At 60.5% G+C, this 25,488-nt stretch carries 27 protein-coding genes; 6 read left to right on the top strand and 21 right to left on the bottom strand.

The genetic code is table 11. The features are described 5' to 3' along the window. Positions 1-23: 23 nt before the first annotated feature. From ACQZ5F_RS22785 to rplU, 8 genes are all read right to left on the bottom strand, one after another. Positions 24-647 (bottom strand): nicotinate-nucleotide adenylyltransferase, encoded by a 624-nt coding sequence (locus tag ACQZ5F_RS22785; protein WP_225338220.1) that lies wholly within the window; start codon positions 645-647, stop codon positions 24-26. A 3-nt stretch (positions 648-650) separates the two neighbouring features. Continuing rightward, positions 651-1,937, bottom strand: a complete 1,287-nt coding sequence (locus tag ACQZ5F_RS22780) for a glutamate-5-semialdehyde dehydrogenase (RefSeq protein ID WP_225244889.1) — start codon at positions 1,935-1,937, stop codon at positions 651-653. After that, entirely contained in the window at positions 1,930-3,099 is a 1,170-nt protein-coding gene (gene proB / locus ACQZ5F_RS22775) for a glutamate 5-kinase (RefSeq protein WP_448731092.1), read from the bottom strand. Before proB ends, ACQZ5F_RS22780 begins: the two co-directional genes overlap by 8 nt. Beyond that, the gene (gene obgE, locus ACQZ5F_RS22770) at positions 3,096-4,163 is read right to left on the bottom strand and encodes a GTPase ObgE (protein WP_006310970.1); all 1,068 of its coding nucleotides are present in this window, start codon (positions 4,161-4,163) and stop codon (positions 3,096-3,098) included. The genes proB and obgE overlap by 4 nt, the downstream gene beginning before the upstream one ends. A 220-nt stretch (positions 4,164-4,383) precedes the next feature. Beyond that, positions 4,384-4,974 carry a GNAT family N-acetyltransferase gene (locus tag ACQZ5F_RS22765; RefSeq protein ID WP_448731091.1) on the bottom strand — a complete coding sequence of 197 codons (591 nt, stop codon included), beginning with the start codon at positions 4,972-4,974 and terminating at the stop codon, positions 4,384-4,386. Next, positions 4,971-5,603: a GNAT family N-acetyltransferase gene (locus ACQZ5F_RS22760; RefSeq protein WP_046799658.1), complete on the bottom strand. Its 633-nt coding sequence runs from the start codon at positions 5,601-5,603 to the stop codon at positions 4,971-4,973. The genes ACQZ5F_RS22765 and ACQZ5F_RS22760 overlap by 4 nt, the downstream gene beginning before the upstream one ends. Before the next feature lie 131 nt (positions 5,604-5,734). Then, positions 5,735-6,004 carry a 50S ribosomal protein L27 gene (gene rpmA, locus ACQZ5F_RS22755; RefSeq protein WP_003492686.1) on the bottom strand — a complete coding sequence of 90 codons (270 nt, stop codon included), beginning with the start codon at positions 6,002-6,004 and terminating at the stop codon, positions 5,735-5,737. Between the two features lie 40 nt (positions 6,005-6,044). Beyond that, a complete protein-coding gene (gene rplU, locus ACQZ5F_RS22750; protein WP_003492690.1) occupies positions 6,045-6,359 on the bottom strand; it encodes a 50S ribosomal protein L21 in 315 nt (104 codons plus the stop codon). A 332-nt stretch (positions 6,360-6,691) separates the two neighbouring features. Here rplU and ACQZ5F_RS22745 point away from each other — a divergent pair, with 332 nt between their 5' ends. Next, positions 6,692-7,132 (top strand): metallopeptidase family protein, encoded by a 441-nt coding sequence (locus ACQZ5F_RS22745; RefSeq protein WP_046799659.1) that lies wholly within the window; start codon positions 6,692-6,694, stop codon positions 7,130-7,132. Positions 7,133-7,149: 17 nt separating this feature from the next. On the opposite strand, the gene ACQZ5F_RS22740 is transcribed toward ACQZ5F_RS22745, so the two are convergent. Both ACQZ5F_RS22740 and ACQZ5F_RS22735 read right to left on the bottom strand, forming a co-directional pair. Continuing rightward, complete coding sequence (locus tag ACQZ5F_RS22740) at positions 7,150-7,356, bottom strand: DUF1737 domain-containing protein (protein ID WP_003492695.1); 207 nt, start codon at positions 7,354-7,356, stop codon at positions 7,150-7,152. Continuing rightward, entirely contained in the window at positions 7,353-8,264 is a 912-nt protein-coding gene (locus tag ACQZ5F_RS22735) for an HpcH/HpaI aldolase/citrate lyase family protein (protein ID WP_225338218.1), read from the bottom strand. Before ACQZ5F_RS22735 ends, ACQZ5F_RS22740 begins: the two co-directional genes overlap by 4 nt. A gap of 109 nt (positions 8,265-8,373) precedes the next feature. Between ACQZ5F_RS22735 and ACQZ5F_RS22730 the strand changes: the two genes are divergently transcribed. The 3 genes from ACQZ5F_RS22730 to leuB all read left to right on the top strand — a co-directional run bounded on the left by ACQZ5F_RS22730 (position 8,374) and on the right by leuB (position 10,706). Then, positions 8,374-8,604 carry a hypothetical protein gene (locus ACQZ5F_RS22730; RefSeq protein ID WP_046799661.1) on the top strand — a complete coding sequence of 77 codons (231 nt, stop codon included), beginning with the start codon at positions 8,374-8,376 and terminating at the stop codon, positions 8,602-8,604. Between the two features lie 164 nt (positions 8,605-8,768). Then, positions 8,769-9,374 (top strand): 3-isopropylmalate dehydratase small subunit, encoded by a 606-nt coding sequence (gene leuD, locus ACQZ5F_RS22725; RefSeq protein WP_046799662.1) that lies wholly within the window; start codon positions 8,769-8,771, stop codon positions 9,372-9,374. A gap of 219 nt (positions 9,375-9,593) precedes the next feature. Further along, positions 9,594-10,706, top strand: a complete 1,113-nt coding sequence (gene leuB / locus ACQZ5F_RS22720; RefSeq protein ID WP_225338217.1) for a 3-isopropylmalate dehydrogenase — start codon at positions 9,594-9,596, stop codon at positions 10,704-10,706. Here leuB and ACQZ5F_RS22715 read toward each other — a convergent pair. From ACQZ5F_RS22715 to cobA, 3 genes are all read right to left on the bottom strand, one after another. Then, positions 10,687-11,928, bottom strand: coding sequence for a cytochrome-c peroxidase (locus tag ACQZ5F_RS22715; RefSeq protein WP_312357182.1), 1,242 nt, complete (start codon positions 11,926-11,928; stop codon positions 10,687-10,689). The genes leuB and ACQZ5F_RS22715 overlap by 20 nt on opposite strands. A gap of 228 nt (positions 11,929-12,156) precedes the next feature. Beyond that, positions 12,157-13,473: a cobyrinate a,c-diamide synthase gene (locus ACQZ5F_RS22710; protein ID WP_225338966.1), complete on the bottom strand. Its 1,317-nt coding sequence runs from the start codon at positions 13,471-13,473 to the stop codon at positions 12,157-12,159. Next, on the bottom strand, positions 13,470-14,258 hold the full coding sequence (cobA, locus tag ACQZ5F_RS22705) for a uroporphyrinogen-III C-methyltransferase (RefSeq protein ID WP_052818674.1): 789 nt from the start codon (positions 14,256-14,258) through the stop codon (positions 13,470-13,472). Before cobA ends, ACQZ5F_RS22710 begins: the two co-directional genes overlap by 4 nt. A 58-nt stretch (positions 14,259-14,316) precedes the next feature. Between cobA and ACQZ5F_RS22700 the strand changes: the two genes are divergently transcribed. Continuing rightward, entirely contained in the window at positions 14,317-15,447 is a 1,131-nt protein-coding gene (locus ACQZ5F_RS22700; protein WP_225338967.1) for a cobalt-precorrin-5B (C(1))-methyltransferase, read from the top strand. On the opposite strand, the gene cobM is transcribed toward ACQZ5F_RS22700, so the two are convergent. The 3 genes from cobM to cbiE are packed head-to-tail and all read right to left on the bottom strand — an operon-like array spanning position 15,402 to position 17,880. Next, positions 15,402-16,175 carry a precorrin-4 C(11)-methyltransferase gene (gene cobM / locus ACQZ5F_RS22695; protein ID WP_052818672.1) on the bottom strand — a complete coding sequence of 258 codons (774 nt, stop codon included), beginning with the start codon at positions 16,173-16,175 and terminating at the stop codon, positions 15,402-15,404. The two genes, ACQZ5F_RS22700 and cobM, sit on opposite strands and share 46 nt — an antisense overlap. Next, a complete protein-coding gene (locus ACQZ5F_RS22690) occupies positions 16,172-16,591 on the bottom strand; it encodes a cobalamin biosynthesis protein (protein WP_225339010.1) in 420 nt (139 codons plus the stop codon). The genes cobM and ACQZ5F_RS22690 overlap by 4 nt, the downstream gene beginning before the upstream one ends. Further along, positions 16,585-17,880 (bottom strand): precorrin-6y C5,15-methyltransferase (decarboxylating) subunit CbiE, encoded by a 1,296-nt coding sequence (gene cbiE, locus ACQZ5F_RS22685; protein WP_225338968.1) that lies wholly within the window; start codon positions 17,878-17,880, stop codon positions 16,585-16,587. The genes ACQZ5F_RS22690 and cbiE overlap by 7 nt, the downstream gene beginning before the upstream one ends. On the opposite strand from cbiE, the gene ACQZ5F_RS22680 reads away from it, so the two are divergent. Continuing rightward, complete coding sequence (locus ACQZ5F_RS22680; RefSeq protein WP_052818669.1) at positions 17,879-18,661, top strand: cobalt-precorrin-6A reductase; 783 nt, start codon at positions 17,879-17,881, stop codon at positions 18,659-18,661. The two genes, cbiE and ACQZ5F_RS22680, sit on opposite strands and share 2 nt — an antisense overlap. Here the strand turns inward: ACQZ5F_RS22680 and ACQZ5F_RS22675 are convergent. From ACQZ5F_RS22675 to cobN, 5 genes are read right to left on the bottom strand one after another with little or no spacing between them, the layout of a single operon-like run. Next, entirely contained in the window at positions 18,628-19,389 is a 762-nt protein-coding gene (locus tag ACQZ5F_RS22675) for a precorrin-3B C(17)-methyltransferase (protein ID WP_052818668.1), read from the bottom strand. The two genes, ACQZ5F_RS22680 and ACQZ5F_RS22675, sit on opposite strands and share 34 nt — an antisense overlap. After that, positions 19,386-20,153: a precorrin-2 C(20)-methyltransferase gene (locus ACQZ5F_RS22670; protein WP_225338969.1), complete on the bottom strand. Its 768-nt coding sequence runs from the start codon at positions 20,151-20,153 to the stop codon at positions 19,386-19,388. The genes ACQZ5F_RS22675 and ACQZ5F_RS22670 overlap by 4 nt, the downstream gene beginning before the upstream one ends. Beyond that, positions 20,150-20,782, bottom strand: coding sequence for a precorrin-8X methylmutase (locus ACQZ5F_RS22665; RefSeq protein ID WP_225338970.1), 633 nt, complete (start codon positions 20,780-20,782; stop codon positions 20,150-20,152). The genes ACQZ5F_RS22670 and ACQZ5F_RS22665 overlap by 4 nt, the downstream gene beginning before the upstream one ends. After that, positions 20,779-22,137: a precorrin-3B synthase gene (gene cobG / locus ACQZ5F_RS22660; RefSeq protein WP_225338971.1), complete on the bottom strand. Its 1,359-nt coding sequence runs from the start codon at positions 22,135-22,137 to the stop codon at positions 20,779-20,781. Before cobG ends, ACQZ5F_RS22665 begins: the two co-directional genes overlap by 4 nt. Continuing rightward, a complete protein-coding gene (gene cobN / locus ACQZ5F_RS22655) occupies positions 22,137-25,487 on the bottom strand; it encodes a cobaltochelatase subunit CobN (RefSeq protein ID WP_225338972.1) in 3,351 nt (1,116 codons plus the stop codon). Before cobN ends, cobG begins: the two co-directional genes overlap by 1 nt. Position 25,488: the final 1 nt, after the last annotated feature.

Here is a 25,488-nt window from a genome sequence, read left to right as displayed (position 1 = left end):
GCCTTCAACGACCGCCGCATACATCATTTGTGATTATTGCGCAGCGCCGTGGAACTGAGCGTCGAACGCGGACCATGGATGAAGACCCAGGCGGGAGCCCGTTTTTTCCATAAACCCCCCGCATCATCCTCGTCTATCCGCGCCTGGCTGAAAGCCTGCGCCATGGTGGAGGAGAGGTAAGACAGGGTGGAGCCGGGACGGTCGATCACGGCAATCGGAAAGGTTTCGGCAATCGTGCGCCACTTCTGCCAGCGATGAAAGCTTTTCAGATTGTCGGCGCCCATGATCCAGATGAAGCGAACATGCGGATTTTTCGCCTTCACCTTGGCAAGCGTATTGGCCGTATAGCTGATGCCCAGCGATTTTTCGAAGGCCGTCACCTTGATGCGCGGATCGCTCACGAGTTTTTCGCAGGCGGCGATACGGTCTTCAAGGGACGCCAGTTCGGAACGGCTTTTCAGCGGATTGCCCGGCGTGACCATCCACCAGAGCTGGTCGAGACCCAGCCTGCGCAGCGCAATCTCGGCAACAAGCGCGTGGCCGGCATGCGGCGGATTAAAAGAGCCGCCGAACAGCCCGACAACCATGCCGCGCTCCGCATGCGGCATGGTGAGATAACGTCGGCCAAGTCGCTTCTCAGTCGGCAAATATCAGGTCCGTGTCTGGCCGGTGCCATGCACACGGTATTTGAACGAAGTAAGCTGCTCGACGCCAACGGGGCCACGCGCATGCATCTTGCCGGTGGCGATGCCGATTTCCGCACCCATGCCGAATTCGCCGCCATCGGCAAATTGCGTCGAAGCATTATGCAGCAGAATGGCCGAATCGAGCTCATTGAAGAAGCGTTCGACCACTTGAGGGTCCTCAGCGACCACCGCTTCGGTATGGTTGGAGGAATAGGTGCCGATATGGTCGATCGCACCGGAAATGCCATCCACGACAGCAACCGAAATGATCGCATCGAGATATTCGGTGCGCCAGTCCTCTTCCGTCGCGGCCTTCAGGCCCTCAACCACATGACGAACCGCCTGCGAACCACGCACCTCGCAACCGGCTGCGATCAAGCCATGGACGAGTGGCGCCAGATGTGTGGAAACAGCAGCGGCATCCACTAGCAGGGTTTCGGCCGCGCCGCAAATGCCGGTGCGGCGCATCTTGGCGTTGACGACGATGCGTTTCGCCATATCGAGATCGGCCGATGCATCGACATAGATATGGCAAATGCCTTCCAGATGCGCAAAGACCGGCACCCGCGCTTCCGACTGCACCCGGGCAACCAGGCTTTTGCCGCCACGCGGCACAATCACGTCAACGGTGCCGTTCAGTCCACCCAAAAGCGCGCCGACGGCGGCGCGGTCCGTCACCGGCACCAGCTGGATGGCATGTTCGGGCAGACCGGCGATCTTCAAACCATCCACAAGGCAGGCATGGATAGCACGCGATGAATGTTGCGAATCCGATCCGCCACGCAGGATGACGGCATTACCGGCCTTCAGGCAGAGCGCACCGGCATCCGCCGTCACATTCGGGCGGCTTTCGTAGATAACACCGATGACGCCGAGCGGCGTACGCACGCGCTCGATCTTCAGCCCATTGGGGCGATCCCAGGCAGCGATGACCTCGCCAACCGGATCGGCCAGCGCAGCAACGGAGCGGATGCCTTCGGCAATACCGGCAATCCGCGCCTCGTTGAGGGTAAGCCTGTCCACGAAGGAAGCGGCAAGCCCGGCAGTGTCCGCAGCCGCCAGATCTTTCTTATTGGCGGCAAGGATCACATCCCTCGACGCCTCGATGGCGGATGCCATGGCAAGAAGCGCACGGTTTTTCTGGTCCGTCCCTGCAATGGACAACGGTCGCGAAGCAGCTTTTGCCTGAGCGCCGATGGTCATCATCAGCGCGTCAATATCATGGCTCTGCTTCACGGCCTGTTCAGGCATGGACCTCATCCTTTTTTGCACTCTTAATTTTGACGGCGGCGCCGGTCATCACAAGGTCGTCGCGATGGATCATCGCCGCCCGCCCGACATAACCGAGAATAGCCTCGATCTCATTGGACTTGTGGCCGATGATAAGACGCGCCTCATCCGCGTCATAACCCGCAAGACCGCGCGCGACCTCCCGGCCTTCGACACCGATAATGGCGATTGCATCGCCGCGGCCGAAATTGCCCTTCACCACCCTCACGCCCGCGGGAAGCAGGCTCTTGCCGGCATAAAGGGCTTTTTCCGCGCCGGCATCCACATGGATTTCGCCGGCCGGCTGCAATTGCCCGGCAATCCAGGTCTTGCGCGCCGTCACCGGCGTGCCAGAAGGAGCAAACCACGAGGAACGAGCGCCGTTTTCGATCGCCTTCAGCGGATTGAGCGTTTTGCCGGAGGCGATGATCATGCCACAACCGGCAGCGGTTGCGATCTTGCCCGCATCGATCTTGGTGCGCATGCCGCCGCGTGAAAGCTCGGATGCCGCACCGCCTGCCATGGCCTCGATTTCAGGCGTAATATCGGCGATCGTCTCCAGGAATTTCGCATCGGGATCGAGATGCGGCGGAGCCGTGTAAAGCCCGTCAATGTCCGACAGCAGCACCAGCAGATCAGCACCCGTCATGGTCGCCACGCGTGCGGCCAGACGGTCATTGTCGCCATAACGAATTTCGGTGGTTGCCACGGTATCGTTTTCATTGATGATCGGGATGGCGCCGATCTTCAGCAACTGATTGATGGTGGCGCGCGCATTGAGATAACGGCGACGCTCTTCGGTATCGGAGAGCGTCAGCAGAATCTGGCCAGCGACGATCTCATGCCGCGACAGGCTTTCCGACCATGCCCGCGCCAACGCGATCTGGCCGACGGCCGCCGCCGCCTGGCTCTCCTCCAGCTTCAACGCACCGGAGGGCAGGCCAAGCACGGTGCGGCCAAGCGCGATGGCGCCCGAAGACACGACCTGGACATCCGCGCCGTTTTTCTTCAGCACAGCGATATCCTCGCAGATGGCGTCCAGCCAGTCTTTCTTGAGGCCGGTTTTACGGTCCACCAGAAGCGCCGACCCGATCTTGATGACGATCCGGTGGTGGCTGCCCAGCGGCTTGCGCGTCAGGCTCATAGGCGGTCGTCCTCTTCCTCGACCTCGCTCTCATGCGGCATCGACCGGTCTGGAAGGGCGGTATCGCCGCCATTGCTTGCCGAAACGATGATATCGCGAAGGGCGCGCAGCGCTTCCGTCATGCCGATATGCGCGGCAGCCGACAGAAGAAGCGGCGGACGACCGCAGGCCTTTTCCAGTTCCTTGGCCTTTTTCTTCAGTTCTTTCTCATCAAGCACGTCGATCTGCGACAGCGCCACGATTTCCGGCTTGTCGGTCAGGCCACCACCATAAGCATCCAGCTCGGCCTTGACAGTCTTATAGGCCTTGCCGACCTTTTCTTCCTGTGCGGAGACGAGGTGCAGAAGCACACGGGTACGCTCCACATGGCCGAGGAACCGGTCACCGATGCCGACGCCCTCATGCGCACCTTCGATCAGGCCCGGAATATCAGCCAGTACGAATTCACGACCATCGATGGTCGCCACGCCGAGGTTCGGATGAAGGGTGGTGAAGGGATAATTGGCGATCTTCGGACGGGCGCGCGTAACCGTCGCAAGAAATGTGGATTTACCCGCATTTGGCAGACCGACCAGACCAGCATCGGCAATCAGCTTAAGCCGCAGCCAGATCGTCTTTTCTTCACCAGCCAGACCCGGATTGGCATGGGTAGGCGCCTGATTAGTGGAGGACTTGAAGTAAGCATTGCCGAAACCGCCATTGCCACCGGCGGCAAGACGAAAACGCTGGCCCTCCTTGGTGAGGTCCATGATCAGCGTTTCATTGTCTTCTTCGAAAATCTGGGTGCCAACAGGGACTTTCAGCACCACGTCCGAACCCTTGGCGCCGGTGCGGGTCTTGCCCATGCCGTGCTGTCCAATCGAGGCCTTGAAATGCTGCTGGAAGCGAAAGTCGATCAGTGTGTTGAGACCATTGACCACTTCGACCCAGACGTCGCCACCGCGTCCGCCGTCACCACCGTCAGGGCCGCCGAACTCGATGAATTTTTCACGCCGGAAGGAAACGGCGCCAGCACCACCATCACCGGACTTGATATAGACTTTTGCTTCATCGAGAAATTTCATCGGACTGCCGTTCTATCGGTTTGCGGACGCAACAATCTTGCCGTTGCGTCAAACAAAAATATCGTCGTTTCGAATACAAGCGCTTCGTCACGAGGTCAAAGACTATCGTGCGGGAAGCCCCTGCGTGAGACAAGGCCGGTTTGGGGTAAACCGGCCTTGTTCAAAGCATCGGGCCGAAAAGTGTATAGCGGTTTTCGGAAAACCCGATGCTCCTTAAGTGTCAGCGGTGCGGCCGGATGAAATCCTCAGCCGTGATCATCGTATCGATATGCGCCACCATGGCGGCGCGTGCCGTGGCGTAGATCTGGTGGCAGCCGGTCACCCGGAAGCCGAGTTTTTCCTGGACACGCAGCGAAGCGGGATTATCCGCAAACACGCCGGAATGAAGGATCACCCCCGGCATACGGCGGAAAAACCGCTCGACCACGGCGGCCACCGCCTCGGTCATGTAACCCTTGCCCCAGTAGAAACGGTTGAGCCAGTAGCCGAGATGCCACTCGCCGTGCCGCAACTCCACCGAGACCACACCGATCAGGGTATCGTCGCCACTGGTGATGGCGAAATTCCAGTCGGGCAGCGTGCCGGAGGTACGCAGCACCAACCATTCCAGCGCATCCTGCTTATGGTAGGGCGCAGGAACGCGGGCCAGCATCTTCGTCACGGCGAAATCGCCAAGCGATTCCGCAATGCTGCCAGCATCGGAAAGCCGCTGCGGCCGCAACACCAGACGCCGCGTCTCGATGACGGGGCAGGGGCCAGGCGGCGCTGCGGCGGTGGTGGCCCGGCGGCGGGTCAGTTCGAGCGCACTCATCCCATGTCCCCCCAGCTCTTCAGCGAAACCCAGGTCTTGCGGTCCAGCCTGTACCATTCTACCGGCACCATGCCACCGAGCGCCAGCGAGCCGACCATGCCGGACCCCTGGAACTGGAAACCGCACTTCTGGATGACGCGGCGCGAAGCGATGTTGGTGACCCGGCAACGGGCATCGATCTGGTCGATTTCACGCGTGCGGAAGGCCATGTCGATCAGCGCATGCGCCGCTTCCGTCATATAGCCCCGGTTCCAGTAGGGTTCCCCCAGCCAGTAACCGATTTCCAGGGTCTTTTCATCTTCCTGGGGTTCCAGCGCGCAGCAGCCCAGAAACTCGCCATTGTCCATGCGGGTAATCGCATAGACGCACTTGCCAATCTCGCCAGCTTTGGAGCGTCGCACAAAATCCGCGGCGTCTTTGGCCGTGTAAGGGTGCGGCATACGCGACACCATGGTCGCGATATTGGCATTGTTGGCAAGATGGGCAAGGGCGTCGATGTCTTCTTCGTGAGGCTTGCGTAAAACCAGCCTCTGCGACAGTAAAACGGGGCAATCGCTCCTCGACCGATCGGGCCTCGGCCGTTCCTCGGGTGACCGTGATTGGTCATCCCTTAACAATTCAGCTTGCATGGTTCAGTCCCTCCATGAGGTTAAAGAAAAAGGGGAGTTGGGTGGTGCCCCATCTCCCCTGTTTTCTTGACTGAACCTGATACGTCTCAGCCGGGTCGATGGGACACCGGCTGCATATGACGCTTACCGGCTTATTCTGCGGCTTCCGCTTTCGGAGCCACGGATACGAACACGCGGCCGTTGGCCTTCGTGCGGAAGTTTACATTGCCTGCGGTCAGCGCAAAAATCGTGTGGTCCTTGCCGATGCCGACGTTGGCGCCCGGATGCCACTGCGTGCCGCGCTGGCGCAGAATAATGTTGCCTGGAATGACGGCTTCGCCGCCGAACTTCTTCACGCCAAGGCGCTTGGATTCGGAATCGCGACCGTTACGCGAGGAACCGCCAGCTTTTTTGTGTGCCATTGGAGTTCTCCTTTAAACCTTGTTTCCCGTGTCGCGCCGATCAGGCAGCAACGATGTCCGTGATGCGGACGACAGTGTGATGCTGACGATGGCCGCGCGAACGCTTGGAGTTCTGACGACGACGCTTCTTGAAGGCGATGACCTTCTTGCCGCGATTGTGCTCGACAACTTCAGCCTTGACGATGGCGCCCTTGACAAAGGGTGCACCGAACTTGGCGTCGGCGCCTTCGCCAACAACGAGAACTTCGGTGAATTCTACAGTTGCGCCTGCCTCTGCTTCCAGCTTTTCGATGGTCAGCACGGCGTCGGCTGCTACGCGGTACTGCTTACCGCCGGTCTTGATGACTGCGAACATTTGTTATCCTTTCATGTTCGTTCCGGCTCTGCCCGCCAAAGCAAGCTGGCCGTCTTTTTATCAGTCGGAATTTGGTAGAAACCCGTCGGGACAGGCTGTCCCTTTGAATGTCTGCCGGTGAAGCCGCCTTTTGAAGGACGGAATAAACGGAAGGCGCACTACGCCATCAATTTGGGTGCCGATTACGCGAGACGCCGGTTTATGTCAAGATGACGACGGCTTGAAAAGTAACTGTAACGCCAAGAATTTCATGCTTTTTCGGCGGGTGAAGCAGTCAGGTCTCGAAATTTGCGCAGCAAGTGTTTATATGGGCCTACCAACAAGGAGCAGAAATGGCCCGCATAGACCAGACCGACGATTGGCGGGACCGCCATGCGCCGACAATTTCCGCCTTCGAGTCGCTTGCGATCGAGGCATATGGCCACCTGCCAGAAGAATTCCGCGCACTGACGAAGGATCTCATCATCGAGATCGCGGATTTTCCGACCGACGAAGTCTTCGAGGACATGGCGCTCGAAACGCCCTTCGATCTTCTCGGACTATTCGAGGGTCGTGGCATCTCCGAACGTTTCACCATGGAAACGGGCGAGATGGTGAACCGCATCACGCTCTATCGCCGCCCCATTCTCGACTATTGGGCCGAGAATGAGGAAACGCTTGGCGACATCATCACCCATGTCCTCATCCATGAAATCGGCCATCATTTCGGCCTGTCGGATGATGACATGGAGCGGATCGAGGAAAGCGCCGACGAGGCCGCTGCGGAGCGATAGCCCCGCCGCGGCGCGTCTTATTGTTCGCCGAGCTTCATATCCGGATGATATTCTTTGCCCTCGACCACCTTGGTCACGGCCTGGCCGCAATGCATGACGCCGCTTGCGGCGTTGAAGGCATAGCTCGGTGAGCCGGCAAGTTCCCATCCCTTGTTCAGCGCCTCTGTGACCCGGTGACAGAATTTTGAGTCATCAGGGCCGGTTATGAAACGATAGACCTTCACGTCTTTTCTGCCTTTCTTTGGGCGATGATATCGGCCATGGCGACCAGCCTTTCGGCCTCAACCACATGCAGCCGCTCAATCATCCGCCCGTTCATGTTGATGACGTTCAATTCCACAGATTCCGGTTTTGCGAAAGCGGCAATAATCTCGCGGGCTTCCGCAACCGACGCCTCATCCGGGCCGAAATGCCGGTTGGCCGGTTCGATCTGGGCCGGATGGATCAGCATCTTACCGTCAAAGCCCATCGCGCGTCCCTGTTCGCATTCGACCTGAAAAGCCGCGATATCGCGAAAATCATTGGAGACGCTGTCAATGACATCGAGGCCATAGGCCCGGGCGGCCAGCACCACCTGCATCATCCATGGCACAAGATAGGCGCGACCGGGCAAGGCCGGAACACGTGTTTCCTTGCGCAGATCGTTGAGGCCGATGACGAAAGCGGCAAGCCGGGCATCCGGCGTGTGGGCGGCATCGGCAATCGACGCAGCGTTGAGAACACCGAGCGGCGTTTCGATCATAGCCCAGATTTTCATTGCCTGCGGCGCGTCCGCCTCCGCCAGAAGGTCGGCCACTTCATGAATATCGGCGGGCTGCTCCACCTTCGGCAGAAGAACCGCGTGCGGTCGGCAGGAAAGCACGAGCTGCAAATCCGCCTTTCCATCCGGAGTGGAGAGCGGGTTGATGCGGATAATCGCCTCGCGCCCGGCAAAGGGTGCGTCTAAAAACAGCTTTTCGAGATTTTCCCGCGCCTTGCCCTTCATGTCGGGCGCGACGGAATCCTCAAGATCGAGGATCACGCCGTCACAATCGAGATCGCGGATTTTTTCGAGTGCTCGGATATTTATGGCCGGAACCGACAGCAGCGAACGGCGAGGTCTCACAAGAATATTTTCAGAAAAATTGACCATGCCGCACTTGTGTCAAGCTTTTGTGACATCTGCAAGCTGACAATCCACTGAATCCTCTTGCAAGCCGGAAGAAGAAGGCCCACATTCGTCTGGAAAGAAAGGTTGAATCATGCAAGGCATCCGTTCATTTTTCATCGCCGCCTCTGGCATCGCAATTCTGGCCATGGCTGCTCTTTTCACGGCGTCGCTCACGGTCGCTTTTATCGGCGTGCTCGCCGTTCTCAGCGCTGCCCGTATGCTTTCCGCGCGCCTTAAGCCGGCCCCCATCCCCGTCAAGCCTCGCCACCAGCGCGATATGCGCGTCTGGAACGATGGCAAAGGCACGATTATCGATCTCTGAGATCGTTTTAATCGGGTCAAAATGCGAGGACGCTGCACGAGGCGTACCGAAGAACGCGGGTTTGCGCTTCTAAAGCGCCAAGTTTTGCAGTATTTCCCGAAAGAGAACATCCGGCAGGCTTTGCCCGCGCCGGATTTGTTCAAGGGAAACACGGGAAGCGACAGATGGAAAAATTCACCAAGCTGACGGGCGTCGCCGCGCCCATGCCGGTGGTCAATATCGACACCGATATGATCATTCCGAAAGACTATCTGAAGACCATCAAACGCACGGGCCTTGGCAAGGGCCTCTTCGCCGAGTCGCGTTACCTTGAGGATGGCTCGCCCAATCCGGATTTCGTTCTGAACAAGCCCGCGTACCAGAACGCCCAGATTCTGGTGGCTGGCGACAATTTCGGCTGCGGCTCCTCGCGCGAACATGCGCCATGGGCACTTCTCGATTTCGGCATCCGCTGCGTGATATCCACCAGCTTTGCCGATATCTTTTACAATAACTGTTTCAAGAACGGCATCCTGCCTGTTGTCGTCAGCCCCGAGAACCTCGAAAAGCTGCTTGATGACGCCTCGCGCGGATCGAATGCCGTTCTGTCTATCGATCTGGAACGCCAGGAAATCAGTGGTCCCGATGGCGGCACCATCACCTTCGAGATTGATGAATTCAAGCGCCATTGCATGCTGAACGGCCTCGATGACATCGGCCTGACCATGGAGCATTCCGGCGCTATCGACACTTTCGAAAAGGCCAACGCCTCGGTCCGTCCCTGGGCATGATCATATTTACGCTCTTCAAAAAAAGCCGATCCCGTACCAAACCGTACCGGATCGGCTTTTGCTTTGCTTGAAAAGCCCTTGAGGCGGAGATAAGAAGCCCTCGATCCCGTCCGGCTGGCGATATGACCTGGCAAGGACGGAAACGAGTTTGACGCCGCGCGCGCCGCCATCGAAAACCCTTCGTGATGTTTTCCGGCGCGCCGCCCAAGGAGGGTTCTCATGACAGTCCGTTCGCTATTCCTGCTGCCCGGTGACGGTATCGGCCCTGAAGCCATGACTGAGGTCCGCAAGCTGATCGATTATATGAACAGCGCGCAAAATTCCGGCTTCACCGTTTCGGAAGGCCTCGTCGGCGGCTCCGCTTACGACGCCCACGGCGTGGCGATTTCCGATGCGGACATGGAAAAGGCGCTTGCCGCCGATGCGATCCTGTTCGGCGCTGTTGGCGGCCCGAAGTGGGATGGCGTTCCCTATGAACATCGCCCGGAAGCCGGCTTGCTGCGCCTGCGCAAGGACCTCGAACTTTTCGCCAATCTGCGCCCTGCCATCTGCTATCCCGCACTTGCCGCCGCTTCCTCGCTGAAGCCGGAGCTGGTCGAAGGCTTGGATATCCTCATCGTTCGCGAACTGACGGGCGGTGTCTATTTTGGTGAACCGAAGCAGATCATCGATCTCGGCAACGGCCAGAAGCGCGGTATCGACACGCAGATTTACGACACTTTCGAGATCGAGCGCATCGCCAGCGTCGCCTTCGAACTGGCCCGCACCCGCGATAACCGCGTCTGCTCGATGGAAAAGCGCAACGTCATGAAATCAGGCGTTTTGTGGAACCAGGTCGTCACCGAAACCCACGCCGCCAAATACAAGGACGTGCAGCTGGAGCATATGCTGGCTGATGCCGGCGGCATGCAGCTGGTGCGCAAGCCCAAACAGTTCGACGTGATCGTGACCGACAACCTCTTCGGCGACATGCTTTCCGACGTTGCGGCCATGCTCACCGGTTCGCTCGGCATGCTGCCTTCCGCTTCGCTTGGCGCACCTGATGCCAAGACCGGCAAGCGCAAGGCCATGTATGAGCCGGTGCACGGTTCGGCACCTGACATTGCCGGCAAGGGCATCGCCAACCCCATCGCCATGATCGCCTCCTTCGCCATGTGCCTGCGCTACTCGTTCAACATGGTTGACGAGGCGACGAAGCTCGAAGCGGCAATCGCAAACGTGCTGGACAAGGGCATCCGCACCGCCGATATCATGGCCGACGGTTGCCGTCAGGTCGGCACCGGTGAAATGGGCGACGCGGTTCTCGCCGAATTCAAGGCGCTTTCGGCGTAACGTTGACAGGAACCGGCTGGGCAGGCGGCACCGCCATCTGCCCAGCCTCGGGTAGAAGATGCTCATACCGCCGGTCGGTCAGCGTTTTCAGAAAAGCCACGACGGCATCCACTCGCTTGTCATCCAGCGCCGGCGCGGATGTCAGCTCCGTCATGGCGATATTCTCGGGCACCTCAGGCGCATCCCATGTCTTGCCGGTTTCCGGATTGATCTGGCGGCTGGGCTTCTTGCTCTTATATTTCACGTAAAATAGCACCACCGTGCGCAGATCCCTGAACACGCCATTGTGCATATAAGGACCGGTAACGGCGACGTTGCGCAGGGTCGGCACCTTGAACTTGCCGCGCTGGGCGGGGTCGCCGCCCACGTCAGGATTTTGCGCCAAACCCAGATCGACCGCACCGGGCTTCGAGCCATTCACCGCCCTGACCGCCATATTGGCGGGAACGCCGATATTGAAATATTTGTGGTTGGTGAAGAGGCCGTCTTCCAGCCCCCTGGCGCCGCGGATTTCATGGCAGGTATTGCAATTGGTGAACTGCGTCGAGGAAATCAGAACCCGGCCCAGCTCCTCCTGATCCGTCAGCTTTTCCTCGCCGCGCAGGAAGCGATCATATTTCGAATCGAAGGTTGAGAATTCGTCCGAACGCTCGAAACTCGCCAGCGCCTTGGTCATCGCGGCATAGGCGGTTTCATCGCTCTGGAAGACATCATTGCCGAATTGCGTACCGAAGGCTGCAACGTAATCCGGGTTTTCCCTTAGCCGTTTTACGACAGAGGTCTTGTCCGGCATGCCCATTTCAAGCGGATTAAGCGGCGGGCCGCCCGCCTGATCTTCCAGCAGCGAGGCCCGGCCATCCCAGAACTGGCCGCCGACATACTCACCGGTCGCATTCTTGCCGAAAGGCGGCGTGAACCTCGCATAGGCCGCCGTCGGCGCATTGCGGTCGCCGAGCGAAATGCCGTCGTCACCCAGAGATACATCCCGCCCGACCTTCTCGCTCTCCCGCGCATCGGAAAAACCGGCCGCCTGCATATGGCAGGTGGAACAGGCCATGGTGCGGTTCATCGAAAGATTGGGATCGTCGAACAGCGCTGCGCCCAGCTTTTCCAGCGTCGCATAATCTTCACCGCCATGAGCGGACGTGCCGTTCCCACCGAAGGGAGCCAGCAGAATGGATGCGGCAAGAGCGGCAGAGAGAAAAATTCGGGGCTTTATCATCGGTAGGCACGCTCGAGACAAAATGCGCGATAGCAGGTTCTGGCCGGAAAATATGAAACAGCTTTCAATCCGACCAGACTTCACGGAACATGGATCGCAGGAGTTATTTCCGCTTTTCCATGTTCCCTGACGCGATCTATAGCACTTTCCCCTGGCCAGAGCCTACAAACTTTCGCAGCTTGCTCCACTTCGCCGCACATACCATGGAATGGCGATGATGCAGAACACTCAACCGCCTCTCGCGATTGCATGGAAGAAAGTGCCGGATACGACACCCCTTCTACCGCCCGATGGCCCGAGCGGACGGCCCTGACCGTCGGCGATCTCGGCAAAAGCTGCATCATGGCCGGGATTGATGACCCGCGCATAGTGAAACTCATGGCCGCGCAGAACATCCCCCGCCGAGCCGAGCGGACCACTTGCCGTGATCGTTGCCTGCCGGTAACCAAGGTTCATCTTGCGTGTCGCAAAACTGGTGGCATGCGACAGAAGCCCGGTCATGGCATGGGTCACCCCATCGGCATCTTCCAGCGCCTCGCCAAGCACCATGTAACCGCCGCACTCGCCATGAACAGGCCTTGTCGCGGCAAAACGGGCAATACCCGCCTTGAAACCGGCCGCATCCGCAAGCTTTCCGGCAAAAAGTTCGGGATACCCGCCCGGTAGCCAGCAGACATCGCAGCTTTCGTCCGGCACCTCATCAGCCAGCGGCGAGAACGGCACGATTTCGGCCCCCGCCGCATACCAATGCTTCCTGAGATGCGGATAAAGAAAGGTGAAGGCGGCATCTTCCGCCAGCGCGATGCGCTGGCCGGGCGGTGCAATCGCCGCGTCCACCGAACCGGAAGGCACCTGCACGGGCGCCGCGAGCGAAAGCAAGGCGTCGAGATCGATGGATTTTTCCATCGCATCCGCCAGCCGTTCTATATGCGCATCGATTTCCGGGTGTTCGCTGGCCTGCACCAGCCCCAGATGCCGCTCTGGCAGGATAAGGGAGGGATCGCGCAGGACACAGCCGGCAACGGGTAGGCCAATTTTTTCGATGGCTTCCGTGCACAATGTCCGGTGTCTTTCACTACCGGCCCGGTTCAGCACCACTGCCGCCATGGTGACGTCAGGGTCGTAATGGGCAAAACCATGAGCAACAGCGGCGGCCGTCTGTGACTGGCCCGACACATCCAGCACCAGCAGTACGGGAATGCCGAATAGTCGCGCCAGATCCGCCGCCGAACCGGTGCGGTTTTCCGCCACCGGAATGCCATCGAACAGGCCCATGGCGCTTTCGATCAGAACGAGTTCCGCAGCCTCGGTCTGCTGCGAAAACAGATGCCGCAACAAATCCGGCTGCATGGCCCAGCTATCCAGATTAAGGCCGGGCGTGCCGGTGGCGAAGGCGTGGAAACCGGGATCGATATAATCCGGTCCCGTCTTGATGCCGCGCACCTTAATCCCTCGACGGGCAAAGGCCCTGAGCAGACCGATGGTCACGCTGGTCTTGCCCGACCCCGAGCGCGGTGCGCCGATGATGATCGCCCGCGCCGTCATGAACCGACCCCACCGAGACGGCTTCGCATCGAAACAATCTCACCGATCACGATCAAAGCCGGGGCTTCGAAGTTTTCCCGCTTTGCATCGTCGGCTATGCTTTCCAGCTTACCGATGAAAATGCGCTCCTGCTCAGTGGTCGCTGACATGATAACCGCAACCGGCGTCGTGCCCGAACGTCCACCCTGCATCAGCAGCGTTGCAATCGACCCGATATTCTTCAGCCCCATGTAAACGACGATGGGTTCCTGCGTTTTCGCGAGCGCCAGCCAGTCGAGATCCTCCTCCGTGCCCGCCGCATGGCCGGTGGCGAGGGTCACGGCGCGGCTGATGCCGCGCATGGTGGCGGGAATTCGCGCTGAAGCAAGAGCAGCGAGTGACGAGGTCATGCCCGGTAAAATCCGGAACGGAATACCGGCGCAGACAAGCGCCTCCGCCTCTTCACCCCCGCGCCCGAAGATGAAGGGGTCACCGCCCTTTAGCCGCAGCACCTTTTTGCCTTGGCGGGCGAAATCGATCAGCGAGGCGGTAATGTCATCCTGCGTCGCGGAAGGCTTGCCGCCGCGCTTGCCGGCAAAGACGATTTCAGCCTGCGGACCGAGGGCAACAACATCGTCGCTGACCAGAGCATCGCGAACGATGACATCGGCCTCAGAAAGCGCCAGCGCCACTTCCAGTGTCAGATAACGCACGTCGCCCGGCCCTGCGCCTGCGAGCCAGACGTGACCGGCCTCAAAGACCGGACCTTTTGCGGCAATGCTGTTCAAAATATGCGGTGTCGACATTCTTTTTGGCTGCTTTTTAACGATGACGGAAAAAGCCGTCCCGGCTATAGGAATTCATATGGAAACAGATGGAAAGACCCTTCGCCGCGGCTGGACCACGGGTACCTGCGCGGCAGCCGCCACGAAGGCGGCTTGCGCCGCCCTTCTGACCGGGGAATTTCCTTACCCTGTCGAGGTCGAACTTCCAAGCGGCGCAAGGCCGGCATTTTCCCTCGCAACGGAAGAAAAAGGTGAGGACTTCGCCCGCGCCGGCGTCGTCAAGGATGCCGGAGACGATCCCGACGTCACCCATGGCGCCCTGATTGAAAGCACGGTCAGACGGGGAGAACCCGGAAGCGGCATCACTTTCAAGGCCGGCAAGGGCGTCGGCACCGTTACCCGGCCGGGCCTGCCGCTGCCGCCGGGAGAACCCGCCATCAACCCGGTGCCGCGCAAGATGATCGAGGCCGCCATTCGCGAAGTGGCTGGCGCGCAGACCGATTTCGAAGTCGAGATTTCCGTTCGCGACGGCGAAAAACTGGCGGAAAAAACCCTGAATGGCAGGCTCGGCATTCTCGGCGGCATTTCCATTCTCGGCACCACCGGCGTCGTCATTCCCTTTTCCTGCTCGGCCTGGATCCACTCCATCTGGCGCGGCATCGATGTGGCGCGGGCAACTGGCTGCGCCCACGTACTTGGCGCGACCGGAAACACCTCCGAAAAGGCCGGGCAAGCACTGTATGACCTGCCTGAGACGGCGCTGATCGACATGGGCGATTTTATCGGCGGCATGCTGAAATATCTGCGCAGCCATCCAGTCGAGCGGGTAACGATCGCCGGCGGTGTCGCCAAAATGACCAAGCTCGCCCAGGGCATGCTCGACGTGCATTCCAAGAAAGGGCTTGCCGACCTTGAAGCGTTGGCGGCTTTGGCCGCGGAGGCGGGAGGGGATGACAATCTCGCCACTGCCATCCGTCAGGCCAACATGGTCGCGCACGCCTTTCAGCTGGCCGAAGACGCGGGGATAGACCTCGGGGCAATCGTTGCGGAAAAAGCCTGGGTAACCGCCGCGGCGGCGCTGAACACGCCGGCCATCGCGCTCGATATTGTGGTTTTCGATCGTCAGGGCGCGCTCAAGGGGCGCACCGCCTCCACGCCGTCGCATCAACCCGCCGCATCTTCTTTCGGAGAACGGAACCGGCGTACATAGTCGGTACTATAAAGCGCGCTTTCACGAAAATCCGTCGAGGCAAGCCCGCGACCGACAAAGATCAGCGCCGTGCGCTCCACCGGCTCGGCCGCAAGCTTGCCCTCAATATCGAACAGTGTGCCGCGAATGACCCGCTCATCCGGCCAGGACGCACGTACCACGATGGCAACTGGGCAATCGGACCCATAAAGCGGCGACAGCTCCTCCACCACCTTGCCGATGGCATGGATGGCGAGGTGAATGGCGAGTGTCGTGCCAGTCGCACCGAAAGCCTTCAGCGTCTCACCGTCAGGCATCTTCGATGCGCGACCGGAGATACGGGTCAGCACGAGGCTCTGCGCCACTTCGGGCACCGTCAGTTCCCGCTGCAAGGTGGCGGCAGCGGCAGCGAAAGAGGGCACGCCAGGCGTGACGGTATAATCAAGCCCCAGCCGTTCCAGACGGCGGATCTGCTCACCCATGGCGCTCCAGACGGAAAGGTCGCCGGAATGCAGCCGCGCCACATCCTTGCCTGCCTTTGCCGCCGCAACAAATTCCGCCTCGATTTCATCAAGTGAAAGAGCAGCCGTATCGACGATGCGGGCACCCGGCGGGCAATAATCGATCAAGGCCTTCGGAACCAGCGAACCGGCATAAAGACACACAGGGCAGGCAGCGATGAGATCGCGCCCGCGCACCGTTATGAGATCTGCGGCACCCGGACCGGCGCCGATGAAATGAACCGTCATTCTTCTTCTCCGTATTCAATGGCGCAGTCGCTACCACGTGGCGCATTGCTCGTCGTTGCGATAGCCACAGTTACATCACCGACGACGAGTCGTTGCCCAACCAGCCGTGCACCTACTCCAGCTGCCGCAAGCGCCGAAGCTTCACTGACGCTTGGCGTTCCGGCGTGATCGAGACTGGCCCGTGAAAATGTCATTGTCTCCGCGGCAACCGCTTCGAGCCGCTCCTGCGTTACGATTTCGAGCGGCAGCGACAGGGCTTTTGCTGCTTCCGCAAGGTCGGCTTCCCCGGCCTTGAGCGGTGCAGTCGCCAAAGAGTCGACCGTCAAGCCAAAGGTCCGCTCGGCGGCGCGTATAGCCGCGATGATCGCATCCGAAGCAGCACCTTTGCGGCAGCCTATACCGGCCACGGTCAACATGGCTTGACCCAGCTCCATTGAGTTACCGGCATGGCCGGACGCCAGCCTGACATGGAACCGACAGCCACTACGCGAGACACCTCCAGCCGGATCATCGAACCGCCAAGCCGCGCATGAGCGGCGAGCAGCACCGCTTCCATTTCCAGCGTCACCGCATTGGCGACCAGTCTACCCCCGGGTTTCAGAGCCTCCATGGCAGCCTCGAACACACCTGCTTCACTGCCGCCACCGCCAATGAAAATAGCATCCGGCGTAGGCAAGCCTTCAAAAGCCGCCGGGGCCACGCCGATCATGACCTCCAGCCCCGGAACGCCAAAAGCATCGGCATTGCGGGTAATTCGCTCCGCTCTTTCCGGATGTTGCTCTATGGCGATGGCGCGCAGCGAAGGATGCGACAGCATCCATTCGATGCCGATCGAGCCGGAGCCCGCGCCGATGTCCCACAGCAATTCTCCACGCCGGGGCGCCAGCGAGGAGAGAGTCACAGCCCGGATTTCACGTTTGGTTATCTGTCCGTCATGTTCGAACAGGCTGTCATCGAGCCCCTGCGTAAACGGCAGGACACGCGCATCCTCATCCGCCACGACATCAATCGCCACAACATTCAGCGGGTCAATATCTTCAAAGGCAAAACCAGCCGCCCTGGCTTGCCGCCGCCTTTCGCGCGCTCCGCCCAATGCCTCGAGCAGGATGAATTCCGACCGACCAAAGCCGGACTCGGCCAGCAACCCTGCGATCAAGGCCGGGTCTCGCTCATCCGAGGTCAGCGCAATGATGCGCGCGCCGGGATGCAGATGCGGCCGCAAAAGATCGATGGAGCGCCCGTGCAGCGAAACGCATGCAGCCGATTGCAGCGCCCAGCCAAGCCGCGCTGCAGCCAGAGAAAAGGCGGAAGGCGAGGGATAACAGACTGTTTCCTCCGACGGAATCCGCCGTAGAAGCGTAACGCCGACACCGTAGAAAAATGGATCGCCGGAGGCGAGCACGCACACCCGGCATCCGCGCAATGAGAGAACATCGCTCATCTCCACATCGAACGGCACCGGCCAGGCGCGCGCATCGCCCTGAATGGCCGCAGCGGCCAATTCCAGATGGCGTTTGCCGCCAAAAACCACATCGGCCGCTTCGATCGCCCGGAGAGCATTTTTGCCGAGCCCTTCAAGCCCGTCCTCGCCTATGCCGACGATGGAAAGCCACGGCTCTTTTTTCTTTTCAGCGGAAGCGCTCTTTTCACTAGAAGCTATCTTTTCAGTAGAAGAACTGGCCGTTCCGGAATATTCAGACGTCATGACACGCTCCATACTCATCCTTGGCGGCACGGCGGATGCCCGCATTCTGGCCGGCAGGTTGGCGGAGGACTCCGGCTACCGAATTCTGCTGTCCATGGCGGGCCGCACGCTCTCGCCGGTCGAACAGCCGGTACCGATGCGCAGCGGCGGGTTTGGCGGCGCAGCAGGGCTGGCGGATTTCATCCGCTCCGAGGGTTTCGATATTCTGGTCGATGCCACCCATCCCTATGCGGCGAGAATTTCCGCCAACGCGGTTGAAGCGGCAAGGCTGGCCGACATTCCGCTTGTCGCGCTTTCGCGCCCCGTCTGGCAGCACCAGCCGGGTGACAGGTGGCAGAGCGTCGACACCATAGAACAGGCCGTTGCCGCGCTCGGAGATGAAAGCAGACGTGTATTTCTGGCTCTTGGCCGTCAGGAGTTGCTTCCCTTCGAAGCAGCACACCGGCACAGCTATCTTATCCGCAGCGTCGATCCTGTGGAGCCGCCGCTGAAAGTACCGGATGCGCGCTACATCACCGCGCGCGGCCCCTTTGCGCTCGATGACGAAATCCGCATGCTGGAGGAAAACCGGATCGAGACGGTGGTTTCCAAGAATTCCGGTGGCAGCGCCAGTTACGGCAAGATCGAAGCGGCGAGACGGCTTGGCCTGCCGGTCATCATGATCGAGCGGCCACGCACTCTCGGCGTCGCGCGCCTGAAAGGCACGACGGTGTCGGACATAGCGACTGCGCTCACCGCCATCCGCCATCAGCTCTCCCTTTTTGAAAACCGCGGTGAATAAACGATCGGCTCCTTGCCGGAACGCTCGATCAGACGGGTTTCCACCGAACCGACGATGACGCAGGTGGCCATGTCAGCCATATCGCTTGATGCTTCCGACAGGGGCACGACCCGAATGCGCTCGTCTGCCCGGCCTGCGGCGCGACCGAAGATCACCGGCACCGAGCCGGGCAGATGCGCGCGCAAAAGATCAAAAGCGGTGCCGAGCTGGTGCGGCCGCGCCTTGCTGACGGGGTTGTAGAAAGCCATCACAAATCCGGCTTCCGCCGCCGCGATCAGCCGCTTTTCGATGATGCCCCACGGCTTGAGATTGTCCGACAGTGAAATGGCGCAGAAATCATGGCCCAGCGGCGCACCGGCCTTTGCCGCAACGGCCAGCATGGCGGTCACACCCGGTACGACGGAAAAATCGATGTCGCGCCATTCAGACGGGCCATTTTCAATCGCCTCGCAGATGGCCGCCGCCATGGCGAAAACACCGGGATCGCCACCGGAAACCACACAGACCTTGCCGCCTTCGGCCGCAAGTCGCAACGCCTGTTCGGCGCGGGAAATTTCCTCGCGATTGTCGGAGGCATGGCAGCGCTGGTGTGGGCCAAGCGACAGACGGTCTAGATAGGGAATATAACCGAAGAAATCTTCCGAAGCCTCAACTGCAGCCAGCGCTTCCGGCGTTACCTGCGCTGCACTGCCGGGGCCGAGGCCAACGACGACAAGCCTGCCCGTCATGGCTTTTCCCCTGCAGAGGGTCTGGTTTTCCAGCCGGGCACCAGAACCAGTGAAAAATAAGGTGCCGGCGATGCGTCACGCTCGACAAGCGGTACCGCATGGCTGTTTGCCATGGTGCCGCGCTCCACATAAAGTGCTTCGCTGAGCTTGCCGGCCCTTTCCAGAGCCCGGCGGATTTTCGGCAGGTTGCGCCCAACCTTCATGATAACGGCCCCATCGGTGCCGGAAAGTCGTTCCGCGAGAATATCTTCCGCCAGCGTTCCGGGAAGCACGCTCAATATGTCGTCACCCTGTACCAGCGGCAGCCCGGCCATGGACCAGCAGCCGGACATGGCGGTGATACCCGCAACCACCTCTGCATCATAGGACGGAGACAGCCGCAGATGAAGGTGCATATAGGAGCCGTAAAACAGCGGATCGCCTTCCGAAAGCACGGCCACATTGCGCCCAGCCTCAAGATGAGTGGCAATGTCCTTCGCCGACTGGTCGAAGAATGCGGTGATCGCGCCGCGATAATCCTCGCCGTTCTTGTCGCTTTCAACGGTTACCGGATAGACCAGCGGCATTTCCAGCGTGCCGGGGCGGATGAAAGCTTCAACGATGCCGCGACCATTACCGCTGCCGCCCTTCTTGCAAAAGAAGGCAAGCACATCGGCATTTTCGATGGCGCGCACCGCCTTCAGCGTCAGAAGTTCCGGATCACCGGGACCGGTGCCGACGCCAACCAGTTTACCCTTGGCATGTTCAAAAAGAGCCGCACTCACAGGCCTGCCCTCGCAACCGCATTGATGGCGGCGGCCGTCATGGCCGAACCGCCCATACGTCCCTTGACGATGGCATAGGGAATGCCGAGCGCACTTGCCTCCAGCGCATCCTTCGATTCCGCCGCACCGACAAACCCGACGGGCATGCCGATGATGGCGGCGGGGCGCGGCGCACCCTTTTCCAGCATCTCGAGAAGATAGAACAGTGCCGTCGGTGCATTGCCGATGGCAACAAGAGCGCCGTCCAGTTTTTCCGCCCAGAGATCGAGTGCCGCGGCCGAACGCGTATTGCCGATCTTTTTCGCAAGCTCCGGTGTGCGTGGATCACGCAATGTGCAGATGACGGCATTGTCAGTCGGAAGCCGGGCGTGGGTCACGCCATGGGCAACCATTTGCGCATCACAGAGGATGGGCTTTCCCGCCAGCAACGCACCCCGCGCAGCGGCAACGAAATCGGGCGAGAAACGGAAATGGCCGGCCGCTTCCACCTGCCCGCAGGCATGGATCATGCGAATGGCGATATCCGCCTGCTCTTCGGTAAAGCCGGATAAATCCGCTTCTTCGCGGATAATGGCAAAGGAGCGCTCGTAGATCGCGTTGCCGTCGCGAATATAGTCATAGTCGGTCATCGGTCATCCTGTCGAAGCACCGCACCAATCGCTTGCCTGCCAAGACGGGCAAGCAGGGTGGCACCGTTTTCCCCGGGCTTATGTTCTTTTTCGTAAAGACGGGCAAGCCGCGAAAGCGCCGTCCTCTGCTGCGCGAAAGGTAAAATGCCGTCCGGCGGGTCGCCGGCGCGGCCGGAAACGGAAAAGGCAAGGCCATCCGCCGTGCCGCAAACGGCCAGAAGCGACGGGGCAGGGTGCGCACAACCTTTGCCACAGCCGGAAATATGCAGCGTGAAAGAACCGTCGAGCAATGAGGCGCATTCCCGGGAAGCAAAAGCCGCCAATTCATGGGTGGGGAGAAAAGCCGATGCACAGCCCGGCGCGCCGGGACAGACGGCGATGGAAGATCGCGCATCACCCGCTTCGGTAACGAAACCACACGCGCCCGCAGTCTCAAGCAGTGCATCGCAATCGGATTTCGATCCAAAAAATAGCATGCTATGGTTTGGTGACGGCCGTAAGGCCTTGATGCCGAGCATATCGGCGTCCTGGCAGAGACGCGATAAATCAGAGCCTCGGACCTGCCCGAAGGCAGGCGCGGCACCGGCGGCAAAAAAACCCGTGCCCGCCGCCATCAACCCCAGCGGCGAAGAAGGTGCCCGGACGGCCTCGGTCTTTATCACCCGATCCAGCAGTAGGTCACCACAAACCGCTTTGATGGTCGAGTGGTCCAGATCGCGGCCACGGGCAAGCGGCCCCTTGCCGGCGAGATAAAGGAGAAGCGACAGAACGACATCCGCCGCCACACCCGTCTCGACCAATCCCGCATTCAGCGCCTTGCTTTCCGGCCCACCGACAAGCAATTGCCAGGAGATCCTGCCGTCCAGCCGGATCGCTTTCAGGCGGATATCCGCCAGCAAATCCCCCATGGAGAGATGTCCGCCGCCATCGATGACAACAGAAATTTTGGCGGCGAGCTTTTCATGAAAAGCGAGCCTGTCGGCCGCTTTCCGAATCTGCTCGGCAAGCAACCGTCCATCGGCGATTTCCGCATCATCCCGGCCGGCGAGAGGCGAAGTCTCGACTGCCATGCCCTCCCGCAGCGGCAGGCCAAGCGCCAGAACATCTTTTTCCAAGGCGCATGCGCTTTCCGGCGTCAGGCCACGGAACTGGAGGCTGCCGCGTGCGGTGATATCGAGCAGCCCATTGCCGTACCGCTCGGAGAGATCGCAAAGTGTCACCATCGCACGGGGCGAGATATCCGCTTCGAAAGCTACCCGGGACAGAAAACCATCGCCGGTCCGCATGGGTGCTGAGAGCGCCGGGCAAAGACCGCGGCGACCGAATGGCTGAACGGGATCGGCAGCAGCAGCCATCACGCGCCCACCCTTTCCGTGCGGGGCAGGATCAGCATTTCCAGCTCCGCATCCACCGCATTTCGCCGGCTGTGCCACAGGCCACGACGGCGAGCGGAGAGGAAGCGCTCGGCCATCACCTGGGCTGCTTTCGGGTTTTCCCGCAGGATGAAATCGCGCACCTCCTCATTGCCGAAATAGGCATCATAAAGCGCCTCGATCAGCGAAGAGGAAACCGCATGGGTGGTTTCGGCGAAACCGACCAGCCTGTCCACCGTTTCGGCAAATTCCGCCGCTCCGCGTGGGCCATGCCGCATCTGGCCGGCAATGAAACGCGGATTGACGGCGCGTGCGCGCACCACACGCGTCAGCGCCTGCGTCATCGACCTTGCACGCGGGCGTGCCGGATCTGTCGTATCCAGCGCCACAATATCCGCCACGCCGCCAAGTGCAGCCTTCGCGGCAGAAAAGCCACCGATAAAGGCGACATCGGAAGAACCGTCGAGAAGATCACGGCCGGGATCATCGCCGGTATGGACAAGAAGATCGGCCCGGCGCACCAGTTCCACAAAACCGGCATCCTCGAAAATCTCCAGCCCGTCCGCGCCGCCAAAAGCATGGCTTGCAGCGTCGAGATAGGCCTGCCCCAGTTCTTCGCGTTCGTCCCATTTTCCGCTGGCGAGTTTTTCTTCGATACCCGCGCCATAGGTGCCGGGCGCGGAACCGAAAATGCGCGCCGGAATGTGCCCCAGCGCAGCCGCTTCTTCTGCCAGCGGGTTATCGCCCGGTGCTTCGTCCCGCCGCGCCACGGCTTTGGCGGCGGCATCAAGGAGCGCGATCAGCGCCGGGAACATGTCGCGAAATAGGCCGGAAATCCGGAAAGTGACGTCGACACGTGGCCGCCCGAGGCTCGCCGGCGGCAGAACCTCAATGCCGGTGACGCGGCCGGTAGCAGGGTCATGGATCGGTCTCGCCCCCATCAGATGCAGCGCCTGCGCCACATCCTCGCCACCATTACGCAGGCTGGCGCTGCCCCAGAGATCGAAAACCAGATGTTTCGGCCAGTCTCCATGGCTTTGCAGATGGTGGCGAAGTACCTCTTCGCCCGCCATGCGGCCAAGCTCGAAGGCCGTCGGCGTCGGCATGGTGCGTGGATCGGCGGCATAAAGATTACGCCCTGTGGGCAGCACATCCAGCCTTCCGCGTGCGGGTGCGCCGGAAGGGCCGGGGGAAATGTGGCAACCGTCGAGCGCGGCGAGCAGCGCGGTTTTCTCCGCTTTCGCACTTTCAAGCCTCAACGGATCGGCTTCACCTTCCGGGCAACGGCCGAAAATATGCTGACCATCCTTGATGGCGAAATCCTTGAGGTCGCAGAGAAAGGCGTCGATGCGCGACAGGGCCGCGTCGGCATCGTCCTTCGCCCCTACGCCTGCCTCCGCCGCAAGCCCGGTTTCCAGCGCCTTTTCGACGATGAGTTTCGCCAGCCGATCGCGACGGCGGCGATCCAGCCCATCCGCCTGCGCATATTCGTCAACCAGCTGTTCCAACGCCGATTGTTCCGGCGAAAGCCCGGCATTGACCAGCATTGGCGGAATATGACCGATGGTGATGGCCGCAATCCGCCGTTTGGCCACCGCTGCCTCGCCTGGATTGGAAACGATAAACGGATAGATCACCGGCAGCGGGCCGGTGACGATTTCGGGAAAACAATTGCGCGAAAGCGCGACCGTCTTGCCCGGCAACCACTCCAGCGTGCCATGTGCGCCGACATGCACGATGGCATGCGCCGCTGCGACCCGCTGCATCCACGCACCGAAGGCGACAAGTGCATGGCGGGGTGGCAAGGCGGGGTCGTGGTAGTCCACCCGTCGATCCTCGTTTCGCCCACGGTCCGGTGCGAGCGCCACGAACACATTGCCAAAGCGGGCAACGCGAAAGCGGAATGCGCCATCGGCAAGCGCATTGTCACTTTCCGCAGTTCCCCACGTGGCATTCACGGATGCGGTGGCCGTTTCCGGCAAAGCCTCAAGAAAATCTCGATAAGCGGAAAGACCAATCGCCGCTTCCTGGCGCTCGACACAATCCAGCAGAGCCCGAGCGGTTTCAGGAATATTCGACACCGCATATCCTGCCCCGGCAAGATCGCGCAACATTTCAAGCACGCTTTGCGGCACATCCAGACCGACGGCGTAACCCGTGCGCCCCGGCGCGGCGCCCGGGTAATCGGGCATCAGAATGACGACACGGCGATCCTGTTTCGGTGCCTGTTTCATTCGCAGGAAGGCGGAGATGCGGTTCGCCACCTGCTCGACACGATCCACCTCCGGCACGTTCAGAAGGCTGGCCCCGCCATCCGCCCGCGCCTGTTTGAACGAGATCGCACCGGCGAGAATCCGGCCATCCAATTCCGGCAGAACCACATGCATGGCAAGATCGGACGGGTTGAGGCCGCGCGCATTTTCCGCCCAGCCATCTCGCCGGGTCGTTGCCATGACCACCTGAAACACCGGAACGCCAAGGCGGTCGAACACTGTTTTCCCGACTTCATCCGTCTGGCTGGCAAAGGCGGTGGCGGCAATGATGGCGGCAGGCTGGAGGTCAGGCAACACGGTTTCGAGAAAGCGGATGGCCTCGCCATCCTTCAGGCCGCTGACGAAAATCGGCATTGGCGCAAAACCGCGCCCGGAAAGGGCGTGGAACAGCGCATCAACGGGTGCTGCATCATCTGCCAGCAGCATCGAGCGGTAAAAGAGAATGGGCAGTCTGACTGTATCGGCTGCAAAAGCGGCACTGGCCTCCGCTTGACTGACGACGCCATGCCCGGGCCGGTAAAATCCGGCCTTCGGCAATGGTTCAGCCTGGATATCCGGCCACGCGCTATCCTTTGCCAGAGCCGCAAGACCAGCTGCAAGGCTGCCCATATTCGCCCTTCCTCCTTCACGAAAAAAGGAAAGGGCAGAGGCCAGTATCTGAATGTCCACGGTCGACGCCGCTTCGAGTTTTTCGTCCCTGTCGCTGCACTCGCCCGGCAAAAATAGAAGCTTGATGCCGCGCCGGCGGGCCATAATGGCAAGCTGATCGACGCCATAGCGCCATCGATCCGCCCCGCCGAGAATCCGGATAAGGATAACGCGGGCGTGCTCCGCCGTCTTTTCGATCCACAGATCAACCGACATGGGGTGGCGAAGCTCGGAGAGGTTGGCGGCGGAGAGCGCAGGGAGAATATCTCCAGCTTCCCGCCACGCCCGCTCCAGCCCGGCAAGATCGCTTGCCGAAAAAGACAGCATCACCACATCCGAGCGGGGCTGGTTGAGATCAACCGGCTCGATCAGATCGTCCAGAGACGAGGATGTGGTGGCGAGAATATGCATC

This window comes from Agrobacterium sp. 22-210-1 (assembly GCF_053522525.1).
The sequence above is the reverse complement of the archived record's forward strand: the minus strand, read 5'-3'. Positions and strand labels throughout refer to the sequence as shown.

Bases quoted from the DNA above. Each gene is read 5' to 3' on its own strand.
- ACQZ5F_RS22780 (WP_225244889.1), bottom strand. From the start codon at position 1,937: ATGCCTGAACAGGCCGTGAAGCAGAGCCATGATATTGACGCGCTGATG.
- proB (WP_448731092.1), bottom strand. From the start codon at position 3,099: ATGAGCCTGACGCGCAAGCCGCTGGGCAGCCACCACCGGATCGTCATC.
- obgE (WP_006310970.1), bottom strand. From the start codon at position 4,163: ATGAAATTTCTCGATGAAGCAAAAGTCTATATCAAGTCCGGTGATGGT.
- ACQZ5F_RS22765 (WP_448731091.1), bottom strand. From the start codon at position 4,974: ATGAGTGCGCTCGAACTGACCCGCCGCCGGGCCACCACCGCCGCAGCG.
- ACQZ5F_RS22760 (WP_046799658.1), bottom strand. From the start codon at position 5,603: ATGCAAGCTGAATTGTTAAGGGATGACCAATCACGGTCACCCGAGGAA.
- rpmA (WP_003492686.1), bottom strand. From the start codon at position 6,004: ATGGCACACAAAAAAGCTGGCGGTTCCTCGCGTAACGGTCGCGATTCC.
- rplU (WP_003492690.1), bottom strand. From the start codon at position 6,359: ATGTTCGCAGTCATCAAGACCGGCGGTAAGCAGTACCGCGTAGCAGCC.
- ACQZ5F_RS22745 (WP_046799659.1), top strand. From the start codon at position 6,692: ATGGCCCGCATAGACCAGACCGACGATTGGCGGGACCGCCATGCGCCG.
- ACQZ5F_RS22735 (WP_225338218.1), bottom strand. From the start codon at position 8,264: ATGGTCAATTTTTCTGAAAATATTCTTGTGAGACCTCGCCGTTCGCTG.
- ACQZ5F_RS22730 (WP_046799661.1), top strand. From the start codon at position 8,374: ATGCAAGGCATCCGTTCATTTTTCATCGCCGCCTCTGGCATCGCAATT.
- leuD (WP_046799662.1), top strand. From the start codon at position 8,769: ATGGAAAAATTCACCAAGCTGACGGGCGTCGCCGCGCCCATGCCGGTG.
- leuB (WP_225338217.1), top strand. From the start codon at position 9,594: ATGACAGTCCGTTCGCTATTCCTGCTGCCCGGTGACGGTATCGGCCCT.
- ACQZ5F_RS22715 (WP_312357182.1), bottom strand. From the start codon at position 11,928: ATGATAAAGCCCCGAATTTTTCTCTCTGCCGCTCTTGCCGCATCCATT.
- ACQZ5F_RS22710 (WP_225338966.1), bottom strand. From the start codon at position 13,473: ATGACGGCGCGGGCGATCATCATCGGCGCACCGCGCTCGGGGTCGGGC.
- cobA (WP_052818674.1), bottom strand. From the start codon at position 14,258: ATGTCGACACCGCATATTTTGAACAGCATTGCCGCAAAAGGTCCGGTC.
- ACQZ5F_RS22700 (WP_225338967.1), top strand. From the start codon at position 14,317: ATGGAAACAGATGGAAAGACCCTTCGCCGCGGCTGGACCACGGGTACC.
- cobM (WP_052818672.1), bottom strand. From the start codon at position 16,175: ATGACGGTTCATTTCATCGGCGCCGGTCCGGGTGCCGCAGATCTCATA.
- ACQZ5F_RS22690 (WP_225339010.1), bottom strand. From the start codon at position 16,591: ATGTTGACCGTGGCCGGTATAGGCTGCCGCAAAGGTGCTGCTTCGGAT.
- ACQZ5F_RS22680 (WP_052818669.1), top strand. From the start codon at position 17,879: ATGACACGCTCCATACTCATCCTTGGCGGCACGGCGGATGCCCGCATT.
- cbiE (WP_225338968.1), bottom strand. From the start codon at position 17,880: ATGACGTCTGAATATTCCGGAACGGCCAGTTCTTCTACTGAAAAGATA.
- ACQZ5F_RS22675 (WP_052818668.1), bottom strand. From the start codon at position 19,389: ATGACGGGCAGGCTTGTCGTCGTTGGCCTCGGCCCCGGCAGTGCAGCG.
- ACQZ5F_RS22665 (WP_225338970.1), bottom strand. From the start codon at position 20,782: ATGACCGACTATGACTATATTCGCGACGGCAACGCGATCTACGAGCGC.
- cobG (WP_225338971.1), bottom strand. From the start codon at position 22,137: ATGGCTGCTGCTGCCGATCCCGTTCAGCCATTCGGTCGCCGCGGTCTT.
- cobN (WP_225338972.1), bottom strand. From the start codon at position 25,487: ATGCATATTCTCGCCACCACATCCTCGTCTCTGGACGATCTGATCGAG.